The 17,339-nt window shown below is 69.5% G+C and carries 17 protein-coding genes; 8 read left to right on the top strand and 9 right to left on the bottom strand.

Going from position 1 to position 17,339, the window contains the following annotated elements; translation table 11 throughout:
* The first annotated feature begins 5 nt into the window (after positions 1-5).
* Complete coding sequence (locus ACFV9C_RS02075; RefSeq protein WP_380190064.1) at positions 6-1,373, top strand: PLP-dependent aminotransferase family protein; 1,368 nt, start codon at positions 6-8, stop codon at positions 1,371-1,373.
* A gap of 13 nt (positions 1,374-1,386) precedes the next feature.
* Here ACFV9C_RS02075 and ACFV9C_RS02070 read toward each other — a convergent pair whose 3' ends face one another.
* The 4 genes from ACFV9C_RS02070 to ACFV9C_RS02055 all read right to left on the bottom strand — a co-directional run bounded on the left by ACFV9C_RS02070 (position 1,387) and on the right by ACFV9C_RS02055 (position 6,711).
* The gene (locus ACFV9C_RS02070) at positions 1,387-1,761 is read right to left on the bottom strand and encodes a helix-turn-helix domain-containing protein (RefSeq protein WP_380190062.1); all 375 of its coding nucleotides are present in this window, start codon (positions 1,759-1,761) and stop codon (positions 1,387-1,389) included.
* A 344-nt stretch (positions 1,762-2,105) separates the two neighbouring features.
* Positions 2,106-2,993 (bottom strand): glycoside hydrolase family 43 protein, encoded by an 888-nt coding sequence (locus ACFV9C_RS02065; RefSeq protein ID WP_380190060.1) that lies wholly within the window; start codon positions 2,991-2,993, stop codon positions 2,106-2,108.
* On the bottom strand, positions 2,994-5,204 hold the full coding sequence (locus ACFV9C_RS02060; protein WP_380190058.1) for a family 43 glycosylhydrolase: 2,211 nt from the start codon (positions 5,202-5,204) through the stop codon (positions 2,994-2,996).
* Positions 5,205-5,223: 19 nt separating this feature from the next.
* Entirely contained in the window at positions 5,224-6,711 is a 1,488-nt protein-coding gene (locus ACFV9C_RS02055) for an alpha-N-arabinofuranosidase (RefSeq protein ID WP_380190056.1), read from the bottom strand.
* A gap of 117 nt (positions 6,712-6,828) precedes the next feature.
* On the opposite strand from ACFV9C_RS02055, the gene ACFV9C_RS02050 reads away from it, so the two are divergent.
* Positions 6,829-7,827 (top strand): LacI family DNA-binding transcriptional regulator, encoded by a 999-nt coding sequence (locus tag ACFV9C_RS02050; RefSeq protein ID WP_380190054.1) that lies wholly within the window; start codon positions 6,829-6,831, stop codon positions 7,825-7,827.
* Between the two features lie 58 nt (positions 7,828-7,885).
* On the opposite strand, the gene ACFV9C_RS02045 is transcribed toward ACFV9C_RS02050, so the two are convergent.
* Positions 7,886-9,019 carry an FAD-dependent oxidoreductase gene (locus tag ACFV9C_RS02045; protein WP_380190052.1) on the bottom strand — a complete coding sequence of 378 codons (1,134 nt, stop codon included), beginning with the start codon at positions 9,017-9,019 and terminating at the stop codon, positions 7,886-7,888.
* Positions 9,020-9,105: 86 nt separating this feature from the next.
* Between ACFV9C_RS02045 and ACFV9C_RS02040 the strand changes: the two genes are divergently transcribed.
* Positions 9,106-9,666 carry a TetR family transcriptional regulator gene (locus ACFV9C_RS02040; RefSeq protein ID WP_380190050.1) on the top strand — a complete coding sequence of 187 codons (561 nt, stop codon included), beginning with the start codon at positions 9,106-9,108 and terminating at the stop codon, positions 9,664-9,666.
* Here the strand turns inward: ACFV9C_RS02040 and ACFV9C_RS02035 are convergent.
* The 3 genes from ACFV9C_RS02035 to ACFV9C_RS02025 form a co-directional block, all read right to left on the bottom strand.
* A complete protein-coding gene (locus tag ACFV9C_RS02035; protein ID WP_380190048.1) occupies positions 9,633-10,421 on the bottom strand; it encodes a sugar phosphate isomerase/epimerase family protein in 789 nt (262 codons plus the stop codon). The two genes, ACFV9C_RS02040 and ACFV9C_RS02035, sit on opposite strands and share 34 nt — an antisense overlap.
* Before the next feature lie 13 nt (positions 10,422-10,434).
* Complete coding sequence (locus ACFV9C_RS02030; RefSeq protein ID WP_380190046.1) at positions 10,435-12,390, bottom strand: DUF4328 domain-containing protein; 1,956 nt, start codon at positions 12,388-12,390, stop codon at positions 10,435-10,437.
* A 208-nt stretch (positions 12,391-12,598) separates the two neighbouring features.
* Positions 12,599-13,327 (bottom strand): DUF4328 domain-containing protein, encoded by a 729-nt coding sequence (locus tag ACFV9C_RS02025; protein WP_380190044.1) that lies wholly within the window; start codon positions 13,325-13,327, stop codon positions 12,599-12,601.
* Between the two features lie 109 nt (positions 13,328-13,436).
* On the opposite strand from ACFV9C_RS02025, the gene ACFV9C_RS02020 reads away from it, so the two are divergent.
* Positions 13,437-13,910 (top strand): methylated-DNA--[protein]-cysteine S-methyltransferase, encoded by a 474-nt coding sequence (locus ACFV9C_RS02020; RefSeq protein ID WP_380190042.1) that lies wholly within the window; start codon positions 13,437-13,439, stop codon positions 13,908-13,910.
* A gap of 112 nt (positions 13,911-14,022) precedes the next feature.
* Positions 14,023-14,337 carry a hypothetical protein gene (locus tag ACFV9C_RS02015; RefSeq protein ID WP_380190040.1) on the top strand — a complete coding sequence of 105 codons (315 nt, stop codon included), beginning with the start codon at positions 14,023-14,025 and terminating at the stop codon, positions 14,335-14,337.
* 85 nt (positions 14,338-14,422) lie between these two features.
* On the opposite strand, the gene ACFV9C_RS02010 is transcribed toward ACFV9C_RS02015, so the two are convergent.
* The gene (locus tag ACFV9C_RS02010; protein WP_380190038.1) at positions 14,423-15,226 is read right to left on the bottom strand and encodes a hypothetical protein; all 804 of its coding nucleotides are present in this window, start codon (positions 15,224-15,226) and stop codon (positions 14,423-14,425) included.
* A 489-nt stretch (positions 15,227-15,715) separates the two neighbouring features.
* On the opposite strand from ACFV9C_RS02010, the gene ACFV9C_RS02005 reads away from it, so the two are divergent.
* The 3 genes from ACFV9C_RS02005 to ACFV9C_RS01995 all read left to right on the top strand — a co-directional run bounded on the left by ACFV9C_RS02005 (position 15,716) and on the right by ACFV9C_RS01995 (position 17,339).
* Complete coding sequence (locus ACFV9C_RS02005) at positions 15,716-16,258, top strand: peptidylprolyl isomerase (RefSeq protein ID WP_380190036.1); 543 nt, start codon at positions 15,716-15,718, stop codon at positions 16,256-16,258.
* Positions 16,259-16,321: 63 nt separating this feature from the next.
* Entirely contained in the window at positions 16,322-17,068 is a 747-nt protein-coding gene (locus tag ACFV9C_RS02000) for a rhomboid family intramembrane serine protease (RefSeq protein WP_380190034.1), read from the top strand.
* Between the two features lie 106 nt (positions 17,069-17,174).
* Positions 17,175-17,339: a hypothetical protein gene (locus ACFV9C_RS01995; protein ID WP_380190032.1), complete on the top strand. Its 165-nt coding sequence runs from the start codon at positions 17,175-17,177 to the stop codon at positions 17,337-17,339.

Raw genomic sequence — 17,339 nt, 5'->3', positions numbered from 1 at the left:
GACGCGTGCAGAGTTCGCTGCCGCTGACGATCGACCGAGCTTCCGGGGTGCCGTTGCACCTGCAGGTGGCCGAGCAGTTCCGCGCGGCCGTGATGGACGGCAGGCTGCAGGCGGGGCACCGGCTGCCGTCGACGCGGGACCTCGCGCGGGAGCTGTCCGTGTCGCGATCCGTGACACAGGCGGCGTACGACCAGTTGCACGCGGAGGGCTGGATCGAGGGCCGTACGGGCGCGGGCACCTTCGTCACGGACGTCGCGCCGTTGCAGCCCGCCGTACGACGTTCCAAAACACCTCAGCCCGACGCCGACCCGAAGCTCCTCACCCTGCGCCCGGGCATCCCGTACATCGCGCCGACGCCCGACCCCGGCTGGCGGCGCGCCTGGCGGGAGGTTTCCACGCAGTCCCCACCCCGCGGGTACGACGACGCGCCCGGCCTGCCCGCGCTCCGGGCCGCGCTCGCGGACCACGTCGCGCGGGTCCGTGGTATCGCCTGCGGCCCGGAGAACGTGCTGGTCACGAACGGGACCGTGCACGGGCTGCGGCTGCTGCTGACGGTGACGCGGCACCCGGGCGACCGGATCGCGATCGAGGACCCCGGGTACCTGAACGCGGTCGCCGCCGCGCGCGACCACCGGCTCGAGATCGTCGACGTACCGGTCGACGAGGACGGCCTGCAGGTCGCGGCGCTGACCGGCGAGGCGCAGGCCGTGTACGTGACGCCGTCCCACCAGTACCCGCTCGGCGGCCGGCTACCCGTTGCCCGGCGCAACGAACTGGTGCGCTGGGCACGCCGTACCGGCAGTCTGCTGATCGAGGACGACTACGACAGCGAGTTCCGGTACGACGTCGCGCCGCTGCCCGCGCTGGCCCAGCTCGACCTGGAACGGGTCGTCCATCTCGGCACGCTGTCGAAGACGCTCAGCCCAGCGCTCCGGCTCGGCTGGCTGGTCGCGTCCGAGGCGATGGTCGACCGGCTCGCCGCGCACCGCAAGAGCACCGGCGATTGGCCCGCCTGGCCGATGCAGGCCGCATTGCTCGCGATGCTCCGCGACGGCTATCTGGACCGCGCCGTCCGGCGCAGCCGCCGGTTGTACGCGGAACGCCGTACCCTCACCTGCGAGGTGCTGGCGCCGTACGGCCAGGTGATCGGCCAGGACGCCGGCCTGCACATCACGCTCCTGCTCTCCGGCAACACCGACGACCGCCACATCGCGGCCGCGGCACGACAGGCCGGCGTCGTGGTAGCACCCCTCTCCGAGTACCGCCGCACCATCCCCGGACCACCAGGCCTGGTGATCGGCTACGCGACCCCATCAGCCCCCGACCTCCACCGCGCCCTGACCGTCCTCACCACGGTCCTCGCGCACCGGTGAGCGACTCGTCCGGCTACGCCGACCGCGGTGCGCGGAACTCGTCGAGGTCCAACTCGACCTCGACTCCGTTGAGAACTGCGACGATGCGCGGATGCTCCGCCCCGGTCGCGTGGAGGTAATCCGCCAGGGTCGACAGCAGCATGTCGTTCCTCCGCTCGAGCCGCGAGACCACCGCTTGCCCGACCCCGAGCTTCGCTGCCACCTCGACCTGGGTGAGGTCACCGGCTCGGCGAATCATCGCGAGGCTCTCGGCGTACACCCGATCCTGCTCACGAGCCTCGGCCTCGACTTCGGCAACGCCGGACGCAATGTCCGGACGAGCAAGCAATTCGTCGAGCCGCTTGTTCCCTCGCACGAAAGTCTTCCGGCCAGGCTCGATACCGCTCATGAGTCTCCCCTCATCGCTTCTCGTTTCCACTGGTCGATGAGCCCGTCGGCACGAACGCCGACGGAGTTGTAGAACGGATGAGCCGAACTGCGATACCGGGCCGATACGGGTGCGAAACCCGCCAGAGCAGGTGCCGCCTGGACTGCCGCACCCAGCGAAGCGTTGCGGTTTCTGCCTCGCGGGTCGGCGGTACCTTGAGTTCCTGGAGGTGTTTGAGTGCAGCGCAGTCGATCTGCACCGCGCAACTATGACATCAGATTAATATGACCTCAAAATCATATCGACGCGTTGAGTAACTCACAATCGCCGATCCAGAACCGTTATCTTCAGCGGCGGTCGCCGCCCTACGGCTGCAAGGGATTCCGTGCGAGCGGCGGCTGTACCACCGGGGTGTCGCCGTCCCACGTCAAGCGCGACAGCCACATTGTGCGGCCCTTTGGATCGGTGCCGGGCTGCTCTGGATCCCAGGCGTGGTAGACGAACCAGTCGCCGAGGACCATGTTGTGGCCCGGGCCTGCGGCGTCGGGAGAGCTGGACAGGATCGGGTCGCCGGACTTCACGCACGGCCCGATCGGCGACTCGCACAGTGCGTGACCGACGGCGTACGCCGCCTTGTCGTAGGCGTTGCCGGAGTAGAACAGGTGGAACTTCCCGTCCCGCTCGACCATGTACGGCGCCTCGACCAGCGTGCCCTCCCACGGCAGGTCCTGCTTGATCATCCGGTGCACCGGACCGACCAGCGTGAGACCGTCGTCGGACAGCTCGGACACGTAGATCCAGGTGTCGACGCCGATCGCGTTGCCGTCGTTCTTCCAGTACAGCCAGCGCTTGCCGGTCGAGTCCTGGAACGGCGACGCGTCGATCGATCCGCCCTCGTCGGCCTGACTGATGAGCGGACTAGTCGATTTGTCGATATATGGACCTTCGGGCGAGGCCGCCACCGCGACGCCGACCGCCTGCCGATCGGCGGCGGCGTCGCGGGACGTGTAGTACATGACGTACCGGTCCGGGGCGTGCACCGCGACCTCGGGTGCCCACACCCAGCCGGGGATCGTCCAACCCGGCACCGCCGGCAGCGCGTCACCCACCGGCTGCCACGACACCAGGTCGCGGGAGGTCAGCGTCTGCACGTTGCCGAGCGGTCCGTTGGTCGCGAACGCGTAGTACTCGTTGCCCACCGCAATGATCTGCGGATCGGCGAACCCACCGACGTACACCGGGTTGGAGAACATTCACTTGCTTTCGTAGAAGTTGAGGTAGTCGAAGGTCGCCACCGGCGGCGGGTTCGCGCCGGTGAACTCGCCGTGCGCGTAGATGCCGATCTTGGCCGCGGACGGCAGCACCCAGGACGCGCCCCAGGTCCAGTTCTTCCCGTCCACCGACGTACCCGCGCGGTACACGTGCTCACCGGCGGCGTTCTTGTGGTACGCGAGCCGCATCCACAGCGTCGGCGCCGATCGGCCGATCGCGGCCGCGCCGTACGACGTCGCGCCGTCGGACGGGCGCGCGACGAGCTCCCGGCCGTACTCCGTCTGGCGGGTCTTCCAGATCGCCACGTTGCCGAGCCGGGCGAAGTCGTTGTCGTTGAGGTACGCGATCATCCCGGCCTGCTGGTAGTTGCGGACATCCCCCTGCCCGGTGTCGAGGTGCAGCTTGGTCTCGGCGATCCAGCTGTCCCCGGCCGGCGTGGTGTGGAACAGCAGCCCGGCGTTGTTCGACGAGCCGGTCATGTCGGCGTTCTCCAACGGCCACGACAACTTGCCGTCGGCAACGGTCGCCTTGTCGTCCTTGCGTACCCAGGACCAGTCGGACCCGAGCGCCCCGTCGAAGCTGTCACCGGTCAGCAACTTCCCGGCCCGCGGCACCGCAACCATCTTCTTGACCGGCTTGGCAACGGATCGAACGGTCAGGTTGTCCACCTCAGCCGACCCAACCCACCGCACAGGCGCGGACTTGAGCTCCAACCCCGGTACTGCGAGCTGCACCTCCCCGTAAACATCTCCTAGGCCGGCGTCATTCAGTCGTGCTGTCACGGTGGATTCGGAGACTTGTACCGACAGCTTGTTCCACTGGGTGCGGTCGAAGTCCGCCGGGAGAGTCACGGACGACGTACGCCGACCGACCGTCACCGTCAGACGATTGTTCGCGACAGTCGTCACCACCTGATTACCCAGAACCGTTGTGAAGGAGGTGCCTAGTTTGGCGTCTGCTTCCACCCGGAGGGCGCCGGCTGGGGCGGGCTGGCGGGTTTGGGCGGCGCCGTTGATGGTGGCGGTTGGGCCGCCGAGGGCGTCGCCTGGCTGGCGGGTTGCGCCCAGCAGGCCGGCGGCCGGGTCGGTGGAGTCGATGCCGAGGGCGGAGCCGGTCGTCGGTGCGGCGACCGGGTTCTCCGACGGGCCGGCGCCGGCGTTGGTGCGCGGCCAGCCGTCGATCCAGTCGATGTTGTCGATCAGCATCGGCCGCCGGTTGATCCCGAACGGCGTGGTCAGCCACGACTGGTTCCGGTCGATCGCGTGGTAGACGATGTGGTCCTGCCCGGCCGCGTCGGTGATGAACGCGTGGTGCCCGGGGCCGATCCAGCGGTTGCCGTTCTGGGTGATGACCGTCGTACCGCCGACCCGCGAGTCGGTGAGGGCCGCGCCGTCGGCGTCGAGGAACGGGCCCTTCGGCGAGCGGGACCGGCCGGCGAACACGGAGTACCCGGTGGTGGGGCCGGCGCAGCAGTTCATCGACGAGCCCATGAAGTAGTACCAGCCGTCGCGGTAGACGACGTACGAGCCCTCGTAGCGGTCGCCGATCGTGACCTGCGTCGGCGTACCGACCGCGTGCATGCCGTCGGGGCTCAGCTCGGTGACGGAGATGCCGCCGTAGAAGCCGCCGTAGTACAGGTAGCGCTTGCCGTCGGCGGCGGTCAGCATCGCCGGGTCGATGGTGCCGAGGTAGCCGCCGTTGCCGTCCGGGCGCGGCGCGACGACCGGGCCGCCGGTCGCGGTCCACGGACCCGCGGGGGTCGGGGCGGTCGCGACACCGATCGCCGGGTCGCCGCCGGGGTTGGCGAGCGTGTCGGTGACGGTGAAGTACATGACGTAGTGACCGTCGAAGTACCGGATGTCGGGTGCCCAGAAGAACGAGCCGGGCGCGGCCCAGGACGGTTTCGTCTGGTCGTTGAAGACCGTGCCGAGGTACTCCCAGGAGCTGAAGTCCTTGGTCCGGGCCATGTGCATCAGGCCGAACGGGCCGTTCGCCACCAACGGGTCGGAGGTGGCGTACGCGTACCAGTAGCCGTCCCGGCCCTGGATGATCGACGGGTCGGCGAACGTGTCGGCGAAGCTGGAGGTGATCGGGTTCGTCGTGGTCACCACCGGGGCGGCGGTCGCGGCCGTCGTACCGGCGGCGATCGCGGCCACAGTCATGACTGCGGCGAGTAGTCGTTTCGGAGGCACGGGCGGGTCCTCTCTCGAATCAACTGCTGAGTTGGATCACGTGCCACGATGCGGGCGGCAGCGTGGCACGGCAGACACCGTCGACAACGGCAGTGGTGTCGACGGCCCGGGGCTGGACCCGGTCCGGATCGTCCGCCGTGTTCACGGCGGTGCGGTCCTCGTCGTAGAGGGCGAGGTGCCGGACAACCCGTCCGGTCACCGGGACTTCCAGGTCGATCTTGTCGGTCTCGCTCCGGTTCACCACGAAGATCGCGGTCTCCCCGGTGGTCTCGTCGTACGTCGCGGTGCTCCAGAGCGCCGGGATCCGCCCGAACGCGGCGGTCTCGATGTCGGGTCCACCGGCGATCGCGGTCCGCAGCACGGTCGGGCCGGCGTACCGCGCGGTGAGTGCGAACGGGTAGAAGATCGTCTGCCGCCAGGCGCGGCCGCCGGGCTCGGTGCGGATCGGGCCGATCACGTTGACCAGTTGCGCGAGGCAAGCAATCTTGACCCGGTCGGCGTGCCGGAGCAGCGTGATCAGCAGGCTGCCGACCACCACCGCGTCGTCGACCGTGTAGGTGTCCTCGATCAGCGGACCGGCCTCGCGGATGTCCAGGCCGAGCTCGCCGGGGAACTCCTGCTGGCGCCAGACGTTCCACTCGTCGAACGACAGCGTCAGTTCCTTGTCGCTGCGCTTCAGCGCCTTCACGTGGTCGGCGGTCGCGACCACCGCGGAGATCATCCGGTCCATCTCTTCGGCGCACCCGAGGAAGCTGGTCTGGTCGCGGTCCTTCGGTTCGTAGTACGCGTGCAGACTGATGTGGTCGACCAGGTCGTAGCCCCGCTCCAGGACGACCCGCTCCCACTCGCCGAACGTCGGCATCCCGGCGTTGCTCGATCCGCAGGCGACCAGCTCGAGGCCGGGGTCCACCCGGCGCATCGCGTTCGCGGTCTCCTCGGCGATCCGCGCGTACTCCTCGGCGGTCTTGTGGCCGATCTGCCAGGGGCCGTCCATCTCGTTGCCCAGGCACCAGATCCGGATGTCGTGCGGCTCCGGGCTGCCGTTCGCGATCCGCCGGTCGGACAGGGCGGTGCCGGCCGGGAGGTTGCAGTACTCGAGCAGATTCACGGCGTCCCGGATGCCGCGGGTGCCGAGGTTCACGGCCCAGATCGGCTGTACGGCGGCCTTCCGCGCCCAGGCGACGAACTCGTCGGTGCCGAACTGGTTCGGCTCGATCGCCCGCCAGGCCAGGTCCAGCCGCCGCGGCCGGTGCTCCTTCGGGCCGACGCCGTCCTCCCAGCGGTAGTTCGAGACGAAGTTGCCGCCCGGGTACCGCACCGCGGTGACGCCGAGCTCGCGGACCAGCTCGAGCACGTCCTGCCGGAACCCGTCCGGGTCGGCGCTCGGATGCCCGGGCTCGTAGATGCCGGTGTAGACGCAACGGCCCATGTGCTCGACGAACGAGCCGAACAACCGCCGGTCCAACGCACCGACCACGAACGCCGGGTCCACCACGAGCCGAGCCACAGGGCCTCCCCATCGACGTTTACAACGTTTACCGTGGATGTCTACAACGATTGACAATCGGTGTAAAGGGTTCGGCGGTGGGACACTCGGGCGACAGCTGCACGACAGGAGGTTCGGATGGCGACCAGGCTGAGTGACGTGGCCGCGCGGGCCGGGGTCTCGGTGAAGACCGTCTCGAACGTGATCAACGACTATCCGCACATCACCGCGCAGACCCGGGCCAAGGTCGAGGCCGCGATCGCCGCGCTCGACTACACGCCGAACGTCAGCGCCCGCTCACTGCGCAAGGGCCGCTCGGACTTCATCGCGCTGGCGATCCCGGAGATGGGCTCGCCGTACTTCGCCGAGCTCGGCGCCGAGATCTCCCGGGCCGCGAAGCGCCGCGGGATCACCGTCCTGATCGACCAGACCGAGGGCGAGGCCGCCGCCGAGCGGTTCGTCCTGGACGGGATGCGCGGGCAGCTGATCGACGGCATCATCTTCTCCCCGCTCGCCACCGCGCCGGCGAAGCTCACTTCGGTCGCGATCGGGAAGCCGCTGGTGCTGCTCGGCGAGCGCCCGGCCGGCGGCCAGTTCGACCGCGTCGCCGTCGACTCGGTGCAGGCGTCGTACGACGCGACCACGCACCTGATCTCGCTCGGCCGGACCCGGATCGCGGCCATCGGCGTCGGCGGGACGAGTACGGGCGCCGTACGGCGGAAGGGTTATCGGAAGGCGCTCAAGGAAGCCGGGCTGCCGCACGATCCGGCGCTCGAGCTGGCCGGATCCGGGTACCACCGGGCTGACGGCGCGGCGGCGATGCGCGAACTGCTGGCGCTGCCGAAGCCGCCGGACGCGGTGTTCTGCTTCAACGACCTGATGGCGCTCGGCGCGCTGCGAACGCTGGCCGACGCCGGGCTGAGCGTGCCCGAGGACGTCGCCGTTGCCGGTTTCGACGACATCGAGGACGGCCGGTTCCACTCGCCGTCGCTGACCACGATCTCGCCGGACAAAGAGTGGCTGGCCGACAACGCGGTCGCGCTGCTGCTCGACCGGATCACCGGCGACGACAACTCCGCCCACCGCGACCTGACCGTCCCGTACACCCTGGAGATCCGCGAGTCGACCGCCGGTTAACCTCGCGGATTGCCCCTTCACCTTCAGCATGCCGCGCGGGAAGGGACCATTTCGGTGGTTAACGTTCCGGGAAGCCGGCGAGTTGCTTGGCCAGGGCGTTCTGGGAGTTCGGCAGGCGGCCGGCCAGCTGGAGTACGGCGTTGCGCACCGGGCGGATCGGGCGGGGGACGTTGGCGAGCCGGGTCAGCCGGTGTACCAGGCCGATCACGCGGACGGCCTCCGTGCGGCTGTTCGTGGCGTAGGTGTCGAGGCCTGACTCGTCGCCGGCCAACGCCTGCGAGAGGGCGTCGGCGAGCGCGACGGCGTCCCGCAGTCCGAGGTTCATGCCCTGACCGCCGGCCGGGCTGTGCGTGTGGGCGGCGTCGCCGGCCAGCAGCACGCGACCGGCGCGGTACTTGTCCGCCACCCGCTCGTGGATCCGGAAGCGCGAGCCCCAGACCACCTCGGTGACCTGTGGATGCGCCTTGCGCGGGCCGCGGTCGGCCAGCAGGTGCTGCGCGAACGCGATGTCGGGGTGCTCCGGCGCGTCGTGCACCTCGGCCACCAGGCGGAAGCTCCCGTCCGGCAGCGGCGCCACCACGAGCATCCCGGCAGCCGCGAAGTACAGCCCGACCTCGTCGGTCGGCAGGCCGCCCGCGACGCGGACGTCGACCAGGCTCAGCGACAACTCCAGCGTGTTGCCGGGCATCCGCAGGCCAGCCAGCTCCCGGACCGTGCTGTGCATGCCGTCGGCGGCCACGACGTACTGCGCGTGGATCACGTCGCCGTTGTCCAGCGTCACGTCGACGCCGTCGGCGGTCTGGCTCACGCCGGTCGCGGCGTACGGACGGAGGACCGAACCGCCCAGTTCCTGCAGGCGCTCGAGCAGGACCTGCTCGGTGACCGGCTGCGGGATCATCGTGACGAACGGGTACGCCGTCGGCAGGTCCGCGAAGCCGACCGGGATCAGCTGCCGGTCGCCGGACCGGACCGCGAAGTCCTGCAGCTCCAGGCCGAGGTCGACGAGCCGCTTCGTGACGCCCAACTGCTCCAGAACCTCCAGCGTCCGCGGGTGGATGACGCAGGCCCGGGAGGTGTTCGCGCCTTCGGCCAGCTTGTCGACCACCACCACGTCGTGTCCGTGCAGCCGCAGCCCGACTCCCACCGCGAGTCCCACCGGCCCGGCGCCTACCACCACAACCTCGGCGTTCATGATCCGCTCCTTTGCCAACGCTTGTTGACTTTTAAGCTAGGACCGAGGCTGGCAAAAGTCAACAAGTGTTGGCATATGCTGGGGACATGGCGGAGAAGAAGTCCGATCGGACCCGGGCGGCGATCCTGGCGGCGGCCCGCGAGCGGTTCGGCGCGGACGGGTACGAGCGCGCGACGATCCGGGCGATCGCGGCCGACGCGGCGATCGACCCGGCGATGGTGATGCGGTACTACGGCAGCAAGGAGAAGCTGTTCGCGGCAGCGGCCGAGTTCGACGTACGGATGCCGGAGCTGCACGACGTACCGAAGGAGCGGCTCGGGGAGGTGCTCGTCCGGCACCTCGTCGAGCGGTGGGAGGAGGACGACACGCTGCGGGTGCTCCTGCGGACGGCGGTGACCAACGAGTCGGCGGCCGAGCGGATGCGGCAGGTGTTCATCGGGCAGCTGATGCCGACGTTCCAGCGCGCCTCGATCGACCGGCCCGCCGTACGGGCCGGGCTGATCGCGACCCAGGCACTCGGCTTCGCGCTCTGCCGCTACATCCTCGAGCTCCGGCCGGTTGTCGAGCTGACGACCGACGAGGCGGTCGCCTGGCTCGGACCGACCGTGACGCGCTACTTGACCGAGCCCGCGCCCAGCCAGGCGTGAACGGCGGGCAGCGTTTCCGCGAGGGACGGTAGCTGCGGGTGCCACTTCAGCTCCCACTCCAGTGAGAGCGGGTAGTCCGTGCCGTCGAGAGCGGCGAGCAGGTCGTGGATCGGGAAGTCGCCCTCGTCGATCGCGACCGGGCGGTAGTCCTGCCGCGAGTCGGCCTGCTTGAACTGGACGAGTTCCAGCCACGGCCGCAGCAGCGCGTACGACTCGGCCGCCGTCTCGCCGTGCGACCAGGTGTGCGAGCTGTCCCAGAGCGCCCGCACGTTGTGGCCCGGCGCGTCGGTGTCGAGCAGCGCGAGGAACGCGGTGACCTGGCGGCCGGTCGAGTGCGAGTCGTGGGTCTCGAGCAGGATCGGCACCTCGCGCGGCGCGGAGGTCACCCGGTCCAGCGCGCGGATCTCGCCGGCGCTCGGGCCGTCCGGCGTACCGGCGTCGCTGTCCGTGTCGTCACCCGGGAAGACGCGGACACCTAGCGCACCGAGATCGGCCGCAAGCTCCAGGTGCGCCTCCAGCGGCTGCTCCTCGACGGCGCAGAGCCGCACGTAGCTGCTGATCGCGAAGATCTCCAGGCCGGCGTCCTCGATCCGGCCGCGCAGCTCCCGCCGCTGGGCCGGCGTCAGGCCGGTGCTGGTGAACTCTTCCGGCGCGGCGCGCAGCTCCAGACCGGTGAAGTTGTTGCCCTGGGCAAGTGCCAGGACGTCGTCGAGTGAAGCTCCGGGACAACCGAGGGTGGCGAAACCTAAACGCATACGCTCTATCTGATCAGACCCAGCGGCCACGGCGCGGTTGGGTCCGCGGGCCGTTCGGCTGCTCGGGTTCGGTCGGCTGCTGCTCCTGCGAGTACTGGTACTCGGTCTGCTCCGGGTACTGCGACTCGTAGGACCCGTACGACTGGTTGCTACCGCCCTCGTACGAGTAGCCGCTGTAGTCCGAGTTGTACGACGACGAGCCGTAGTCCGTGTAGTCGTTGCTCGGCGTGTACGTCGGCTCCGGCCCGTACGACGGCACCGGCGGCAGCGGCTTCGACGGGGTCAGGAAGTCGTCCTGTACGTCGTAGCTCGGCGCTGGCGCGGGCTCGTAGTACCCGGAGGAGGCCGACACGTGCGACGACGGCTGCGAGTGCTCGGACTGCCCGTAGACGGTGTGGTCCTGGTACGCCGACTGCGTGGTGTGCCCGGAGTGCGACGGCTGCGTGAGGTGGTCCCCGACGGCCGGCTGGATCGCCGACGGGCTGTCGACCGCGACCCGAGCGGCCCGGCGACCAGCGCGCGCAACGGGTGCGGGCTCGGGCTCGGGTGCGGTCTGCGCCTCCGCGGGGGAGGACGTCGAGGTGTAGTCCGGCTCGTACGAGTACGGCTCGGAGTAGCGGGCCGCCCAGTGCTCTTCCTGCGCGGGCTGCTGCGGCTGGTACGAGTACGGGTCCGGCTGGACGGCGGTCATCGGAGCCGCCTCGTCCCGCCAGCTGCTCGCGGAACCGAGCGTGTCCTGGGTGATGGTGCTGCGGTACTCCTCCCAGGTCGGCTCGGCGGCCGGGGCGTACGTCGTCTCCGCGGCCGGCTGCTCGTCCTGCCAGTCGCGGATCGGGCTGAACTGCTCGGTCGCCGGCCCGCCGTCGTTGTCCTGCCAGTTCTGCGCGGCCGGGGCGAACGGGCTCCACTTCGGGGCGTCCTCCGGCTGCTGCGGCTGGTGCTGCTGGGGAGCACCGCCGTACGCGGCGGCGCCGTCACCCGGGAAGCCCTGCGGCTGCTGCGGCGCGAACGGGCTCCCGACCGGCGCCGCCGGAGCGGGCGCCTGCGGAGCGAACGGGTTGTTCGGCTGCAGCGGCTGCTGGGGTGCGCCGGCCATCTGCAGCTGCGGCTCGCGGACCAGGCCCAGCGACGGCGCGATCGGCTCCGAGATCACCGGCTGCTCGTCGGTGTCGTCGTTCGCGTACGACGGGACCTGGGTCACCTCGTACGTCGGGACGGCGCTCAGCTTCGGGCCCTGGTCCCACCACGGCACCCACTTGCGGGTGGTCTGCATGTGGTTGATCTTGCGGATGATCATCGTCGCGGCGACCGCGGAGATCGCGGTCAGCACCAGCGACGCCGTACCCGCCATCGCGATCCCGCGCAGCGAGCCGACCGTCGCCTCCATCCACATCAGGAACCGGCGGACCACCACGTCGAACGCAAGCGCGCCGATCCAGGCCACCCACCAGACCGAGGTCAGCGGGGGAGTCCTGAACCGGCGCAGGTCGTCGGCGTAGACCGGGGTCTTCGGATCGCTGGCGATCCAGACGTCGTCGACGATCTGTTTCGGGTACCAGAGGTTCGGTCCGGGGACGAACCAGCTGGCCAGCACCCAGCCGTGGCTGCGGCGATGGTCGGCCTGCGAGAAGACCTCGGAGTTGACCCGGACCCGCCACAACCAGATGACGAAGACGACCGCGGCGGCCACCGAGACGATGACGTTCGGTACGGCGGTCACCTTGGCGATCGCGTCCGCGCGGTTCAGGTCCGCGTCGTCGACGTTCGGCATCCCGCCGAGGTAGCGGTGCACCACCGAGTACGTGTTCCAGTCGGACCAGGTGGACAGCAGATGCGTCACGGTGGACGCGCCCAGCAGGGCGACGGCGAGCTTGCCGACCGTCCCGATCTGCTGGAACTCCTCAGCCGCGTGCGGCTGCCACTCTTCCTCGTCCTCGACAGGGGTCATCAATGCCTGCGGGTGGCTCACGTCTCGCGTCCCTCGCGTTGCTGGAACTCCGTCGTCTGTCCGGCGCTTCGGCCCGGCCCTGCCCCCGCGTGACCGAGCCACATTGATACCACGAAGTAGGTAGGCCAGGGCAGTCGGCCCCAGCACAGAGGGTGTCGACTTAACGTGTTCTTTTCGTACGCCCATCACCATTGGTAACGAGGCATTCGGCAGGGCGTGACGGTTTGGTTTACCGCGCAGGTGGATGAAAGCCGTTCTGGGGTGTCCCGAGCGCCCACCAAGGCACCCATGGGCGCATGCTCTGCAGCTCGTCGATCCGCTGGATCAGGATCACCGCGAACACCGCCGCGCCGGTCGTGAACAGCGCGGAGACGGAGGACAGTATGACGTTCGTCCGCAGGTCTCCCAGCTGCGACGCGCCGGAAAGAACGCCCCTTTGCACGATGTTTCCGGTCACCAGTCCGGTCACCCAGGTCAGCCACCAGGCCCACACCAGCCGGGTGCCCGGAATGTCCTTGAGCTCCGGGGTCAGCGGATCGGTCCGCGGGTCGCTGGCCGCGACGACGTCGTCGACGACCTGCTTCGGGTACCAGAGGTTCACCACCGGGACGAGCCAGCAACCGAGCACCCAGCCGCGGGTGTACCGGTGCTCGCCGCGGCAGAACATCTCCGCGTTCCACCGGACCCGCCACAGCCAGACGATGAACACCGCCGCGGCCGCGAACAGCGCGAGCGCCGCGACGATCCCGAGCGAGCCGGAGATCAGGTTCGCCTCGGACCAGCGGTCGGCGTTGTCGCCGTACGTCCGCCGGGTCCGGTACAAGTTGAAGTCGGACCACGCGGTCGACCAACTGGTCACGGTGACCAGGCCGATCAGGACGGACGCGCCGATACCCATCGCCCGCTCGGAACTGAACCAGCGGTCCAAGGGCGGTACCTGTGCGGGCCGGCTCGGCATGGATCAGGCATAGCACAACACGGCGTGACCGGGCGAGAACATCAGGTTGCGGTCACTCCGTGGCGCTTTTCTGCCAGAAAGTGTCGGCGGGGACGGGGAGGATAGGTGCATGCACTGGTCCGTGGTCGACTCACCGATCGGCGACCTCACGCTCGCGGTCGACGAGACCGGGCTCTGCCGGCTGCACTTCGGCGGCACCGACCGGCCGCGGTCCGACGACCCGTTGCTGACCGAGGCCGCCGAGCAACTGAAGGCGTACTTCGCCGGCGAGCTCCAGGAGTTCACGCTGCCGCTGTCGGTCCGCGGCGGCTCCGACTTCGAGCGCGCGGTCTGGAAACAACTGACCCGGATCCCGTACGGCGAGATGCAGACGTACGGCGACGTCGCGAAGATCGTCGGCGACCTCGGCGCCGCCCGCGCCGTCGGGACCGCCTGCAACCGGAACCCGATCGCGATCGTCGTGCCCTGCCACCGGGTGGTCGGTGCCGGCGGCAAGATGGTCGGCTTCGGCGGCGGCATCCCGACCAAGCGGCACCTGCTCGAGCTCGAGGCCAGGGTCAGCCTCGAGACGATGTGGAACTAACGAAGATCTGACACCCGGGTGCGCCTTCTCGAGGCGCGGTCGGCATGCCGGGGCACTAACGTTTGAAGCGAGCGATTCAGTAGGTCCTCCCAAGCCCTTGGAAGACACATAAATGAACAAAGCCCGCACCAACGACCACCTGCACCCCGATCTCAGCGCCCTGATGGACAAGAGCGCCGAGGAATGGTCGGCCCCGGAGATCCAGGACGCTGCCCGCGCGGCGCTCCAGATGCACGCTCCGGACCGGGAACCGCTGACCTGGACCAAGCGCTTCAAGGTCGTGCCCTGGCTGCACCGCAACGATGCGGTCTGCCTGAGCTGCGGCGGTTCGTACCCGTGCATCACGCACCGGTACGCGACCCAGTTGCTGTCCGCCGGCCGCTACCAGCTGACGAAGGCCGACGATCCGGAGCCGCAGGCCAACTGAACGTCGTACGCGCAAGGCGACGTCCGGACAGACGAAGGTCCCGGACCCCAACCTGGGGTTCGGGACCTTCGCCGTTGCGGTGGTGTCAGGAGTCGCTCGGGCGGCTCTCGCCCGTCGGCTTCCTGGTGGTGGTCTTCTTGGTGGCGCCGTTCGACGCGGCCTTCACCTCGTCCTTCGCCTCCTCCACCTTGGCCTCGGGCTTGGCCTCGGCCTTCGGGGCGTCCGCCGTCGGCTCTTCCGGCTTCGCGTCGGACTTGCCGTTGGCCGACGTCCCGTTGGACGCGGTGGTGTCGGCCGGGCGGGTCGACGTACCGGCCGGGGCGGAGCTGTAGTCGCGGCCGCTGGTCGGGGTGGACTGCCAGGCCGGCTCCGGCGGGGTCAGCAGCTTCTTCACCGCTGCCGCGGCCAGTGCGCCGAGGCCCAGCAACAGCGCCACGTTGCGGAGCTTGTGGCTCTTCTTCGTCGGTACGTCGAGCTCGCCCTTGAGCGCGGCCTTGGTGGCCTTGCCCCGGCGGGTGGTCTCCTCGACGACCGGCTCGGCGGCCGCTGCCAGGGTGGCCAGTGCGGCGGTCACCTTCGGCAGTACGTCGTCGTTCAGCCGCTCGCGGGCCTTCTCGGCCGCGTGCTCGGTGGCCGGACCGACCTTCGCGAGCGCGTCGTCGAGCACCGGACCGGCCTTCTCCACCGCCTGGTGGGCCAGGTGTGCGCCCCGCTCGACAGCCTTCTCGGCGTACGGCGACACCTTCTCCCGTGCGGTGCCAACGGCCGGCCCGAGGTGCTCACGGACCTGGCCGACGGCCGGTCCGAACTTCTCGGTCGCCGACTCGGCGAGCGGCCGGACGCGGTCCTTGGCGGCCTCGACCCGGTCCTTGGACTTCCTCAAACCCACGGTTCCCTCCTCGGTGCCGCCCGCCCCGCGGACAGCTCTCCCGCCCATCGGCGACATGGGCTTCTTTCTGATGACAACTCTGGACAAATCCGGCTGCATCTGCATCGTACGACGTCACAAGCCGATAACCCTGTGCCCCCACCACCCAATCTCCACACGTTTCCCCCCACCCACCCCCGACCCGACCCCCGCCCGACCCCGACCCGCTCGCCCGACCCCAGCCCCAGCCCGCTCGCCCCACCCCAACCACCGACCCGCTCGCCCCACCCAAAACCGGACCCGCTCACCCGACTTCAGCCCCGGCCCGGGTCGCCCCACCCAACGCGGGCCCCGCCTCCGCCCAACCCGGACCGGGCCCGCCTCCAACCCCGCCCCGAGCGGAGCGAGGGGCGGGTGTTCTTCCTCTCCGCCCGTCGATGCGCGGGTTCTTTGAACGGCATGACAGGATCGAGGGCGTAAGCAGTGGTAACCCGACTAGGAGTGACTCCCGTGGCCGAAGAGCTGTACGCAACCCTGCAGACGAACAAGGGCGACGTCGTCATCAGGTTGTTCCCCAACCACGCGCCGAAGACGGTGAGCAACTTCGTCGGTCTCGCCGAGGGCACCAAGGAGTGGACCGACCCGGAGACCGGCCAGCAGGTCACCAAGCCGTTCTACGACGGCCTCGGCTTCCACCGGGTGATCGACGGCTTCATGATCCAGGGCGGCTGCCCGCTCGGCACCGGCACCGGCACGCCGGGGTACCAGTTCGACGACGAGATCCACCCGGAGCTCCAGTTCGACCGTCCGTACCTGCTCGCGATGGCGAACGCCGGCATCCAGTTCGGGCACGGCACCAACGGCTCGCAGTTCTTCGTGACCGTGGTCCCGACCCCGCACCTGAACCGCAAGCACACGATTTTCGGCGAGGTCGCCGACGACGACTCGAAGAAGGTCGTGGACGCGATCGCGACCGCGAAGACCGCGCCGGGCGACCGGCCGATCGACCCGATCGTGATCAACAAGGTCGTCGTCGAGCGTAAGAACGCCTGACACAGCTTCATCGCGGGGCCGGGAACGACTCGGCCCCGCGTTCCCAGAGAGGGACGCACCCGCGTGACCGAGACCGTCTGCTACCGGCACCCGGATCGGCCCGCCGGGGTGCGCTGCCAGCGCTGCGACCGGCCGATCTGCCCGGCGTGCATGAACAGCGCCGCCGTCGGCTTCCAGTGCCCGAGCTGTTTCAACGAGGGCGTCCGCTCGGTGCCCCGCACCCGCACCTCGCTCGGCGGTATCCAGCGCGCCGGCAGCCAGCAGGTCGTCACCTACACGATCCTGGCGCTGAACGTGCTGGTCTTCATCGTCGCCCGGTACGTCAGCCCGCAGGTCCTGAACGATTTCGTGATGGTGCCGGCGCTGGCCGGCAGCGAGCCGTGGCGGCTGCTGACGTCGGCGTTCACGCACGTCCAGCTCTTCCACATCTTCTCGAACCTGTTCATGCTCTGGCAGCTCGGCCCGATGCTCGAAGGCATGCTCGGCCGGCTCCGGTTCACGATCCTGTACCTGCTGTCCGCGCTCGGCGGCAGCGTCGCGGTCTGGCTGCTGTCCGCCCCCGGCGGCGCGACCCTCGGCGCGTCCGGCGCGGTCCTCGGCCTGGTCGGCGCCCTGCTGGTGATCCACCGGGCGCGCGGCTTGGACATCACCTGGATCATCATGTACGTCGCGGTGACGGCGTTCCTGTCCTTCGCCATCCCGAACGTCTCGTGGGAAGGCCACCTCGGCGGCTTCATCGTCGGCGCCGCCACCGCCTGGGTCTTCCTCCAACTCTCGAAGCCGAGGCGCCGCAACAATCAAGCGGCATAGGCCACAACTTCGGCTCAGTTGGATCAAACCAGGTGACAACCTGGTGGAACTGCTCGTCTAATCAGGTGACGTCCCGACGGGGGACCAGCTTGGTAAGGACATCCACATGAGCCCACGCGCAGTGGACAAACGCGCCCGCCCCGGCAACGAACATCAGGTAGCCCGCCCCACAGCACCGGAGACCCCGAGCGCGGTCACCGCGCTCAAGGCCGCCGACCACACCACGAACCGCATCTCGCAGCACAAGCCGCCGACGAAGGCCGCATCCTGA

The organism is Kribbella sp. NPDC059898, from assembly GCF_042730855.1.
In the GTDB taxonomy this organism is placed as follows: domain Bacteria; phylum Actinomycetota; class Actinomycetes; order Propionibacteriales; family Kribbellaceae; genus Kribbella.
Note: the sequence above shows the minus strand (reverse complement) of the source record. Positions and strands in the feature narration are given on the sequence as shown.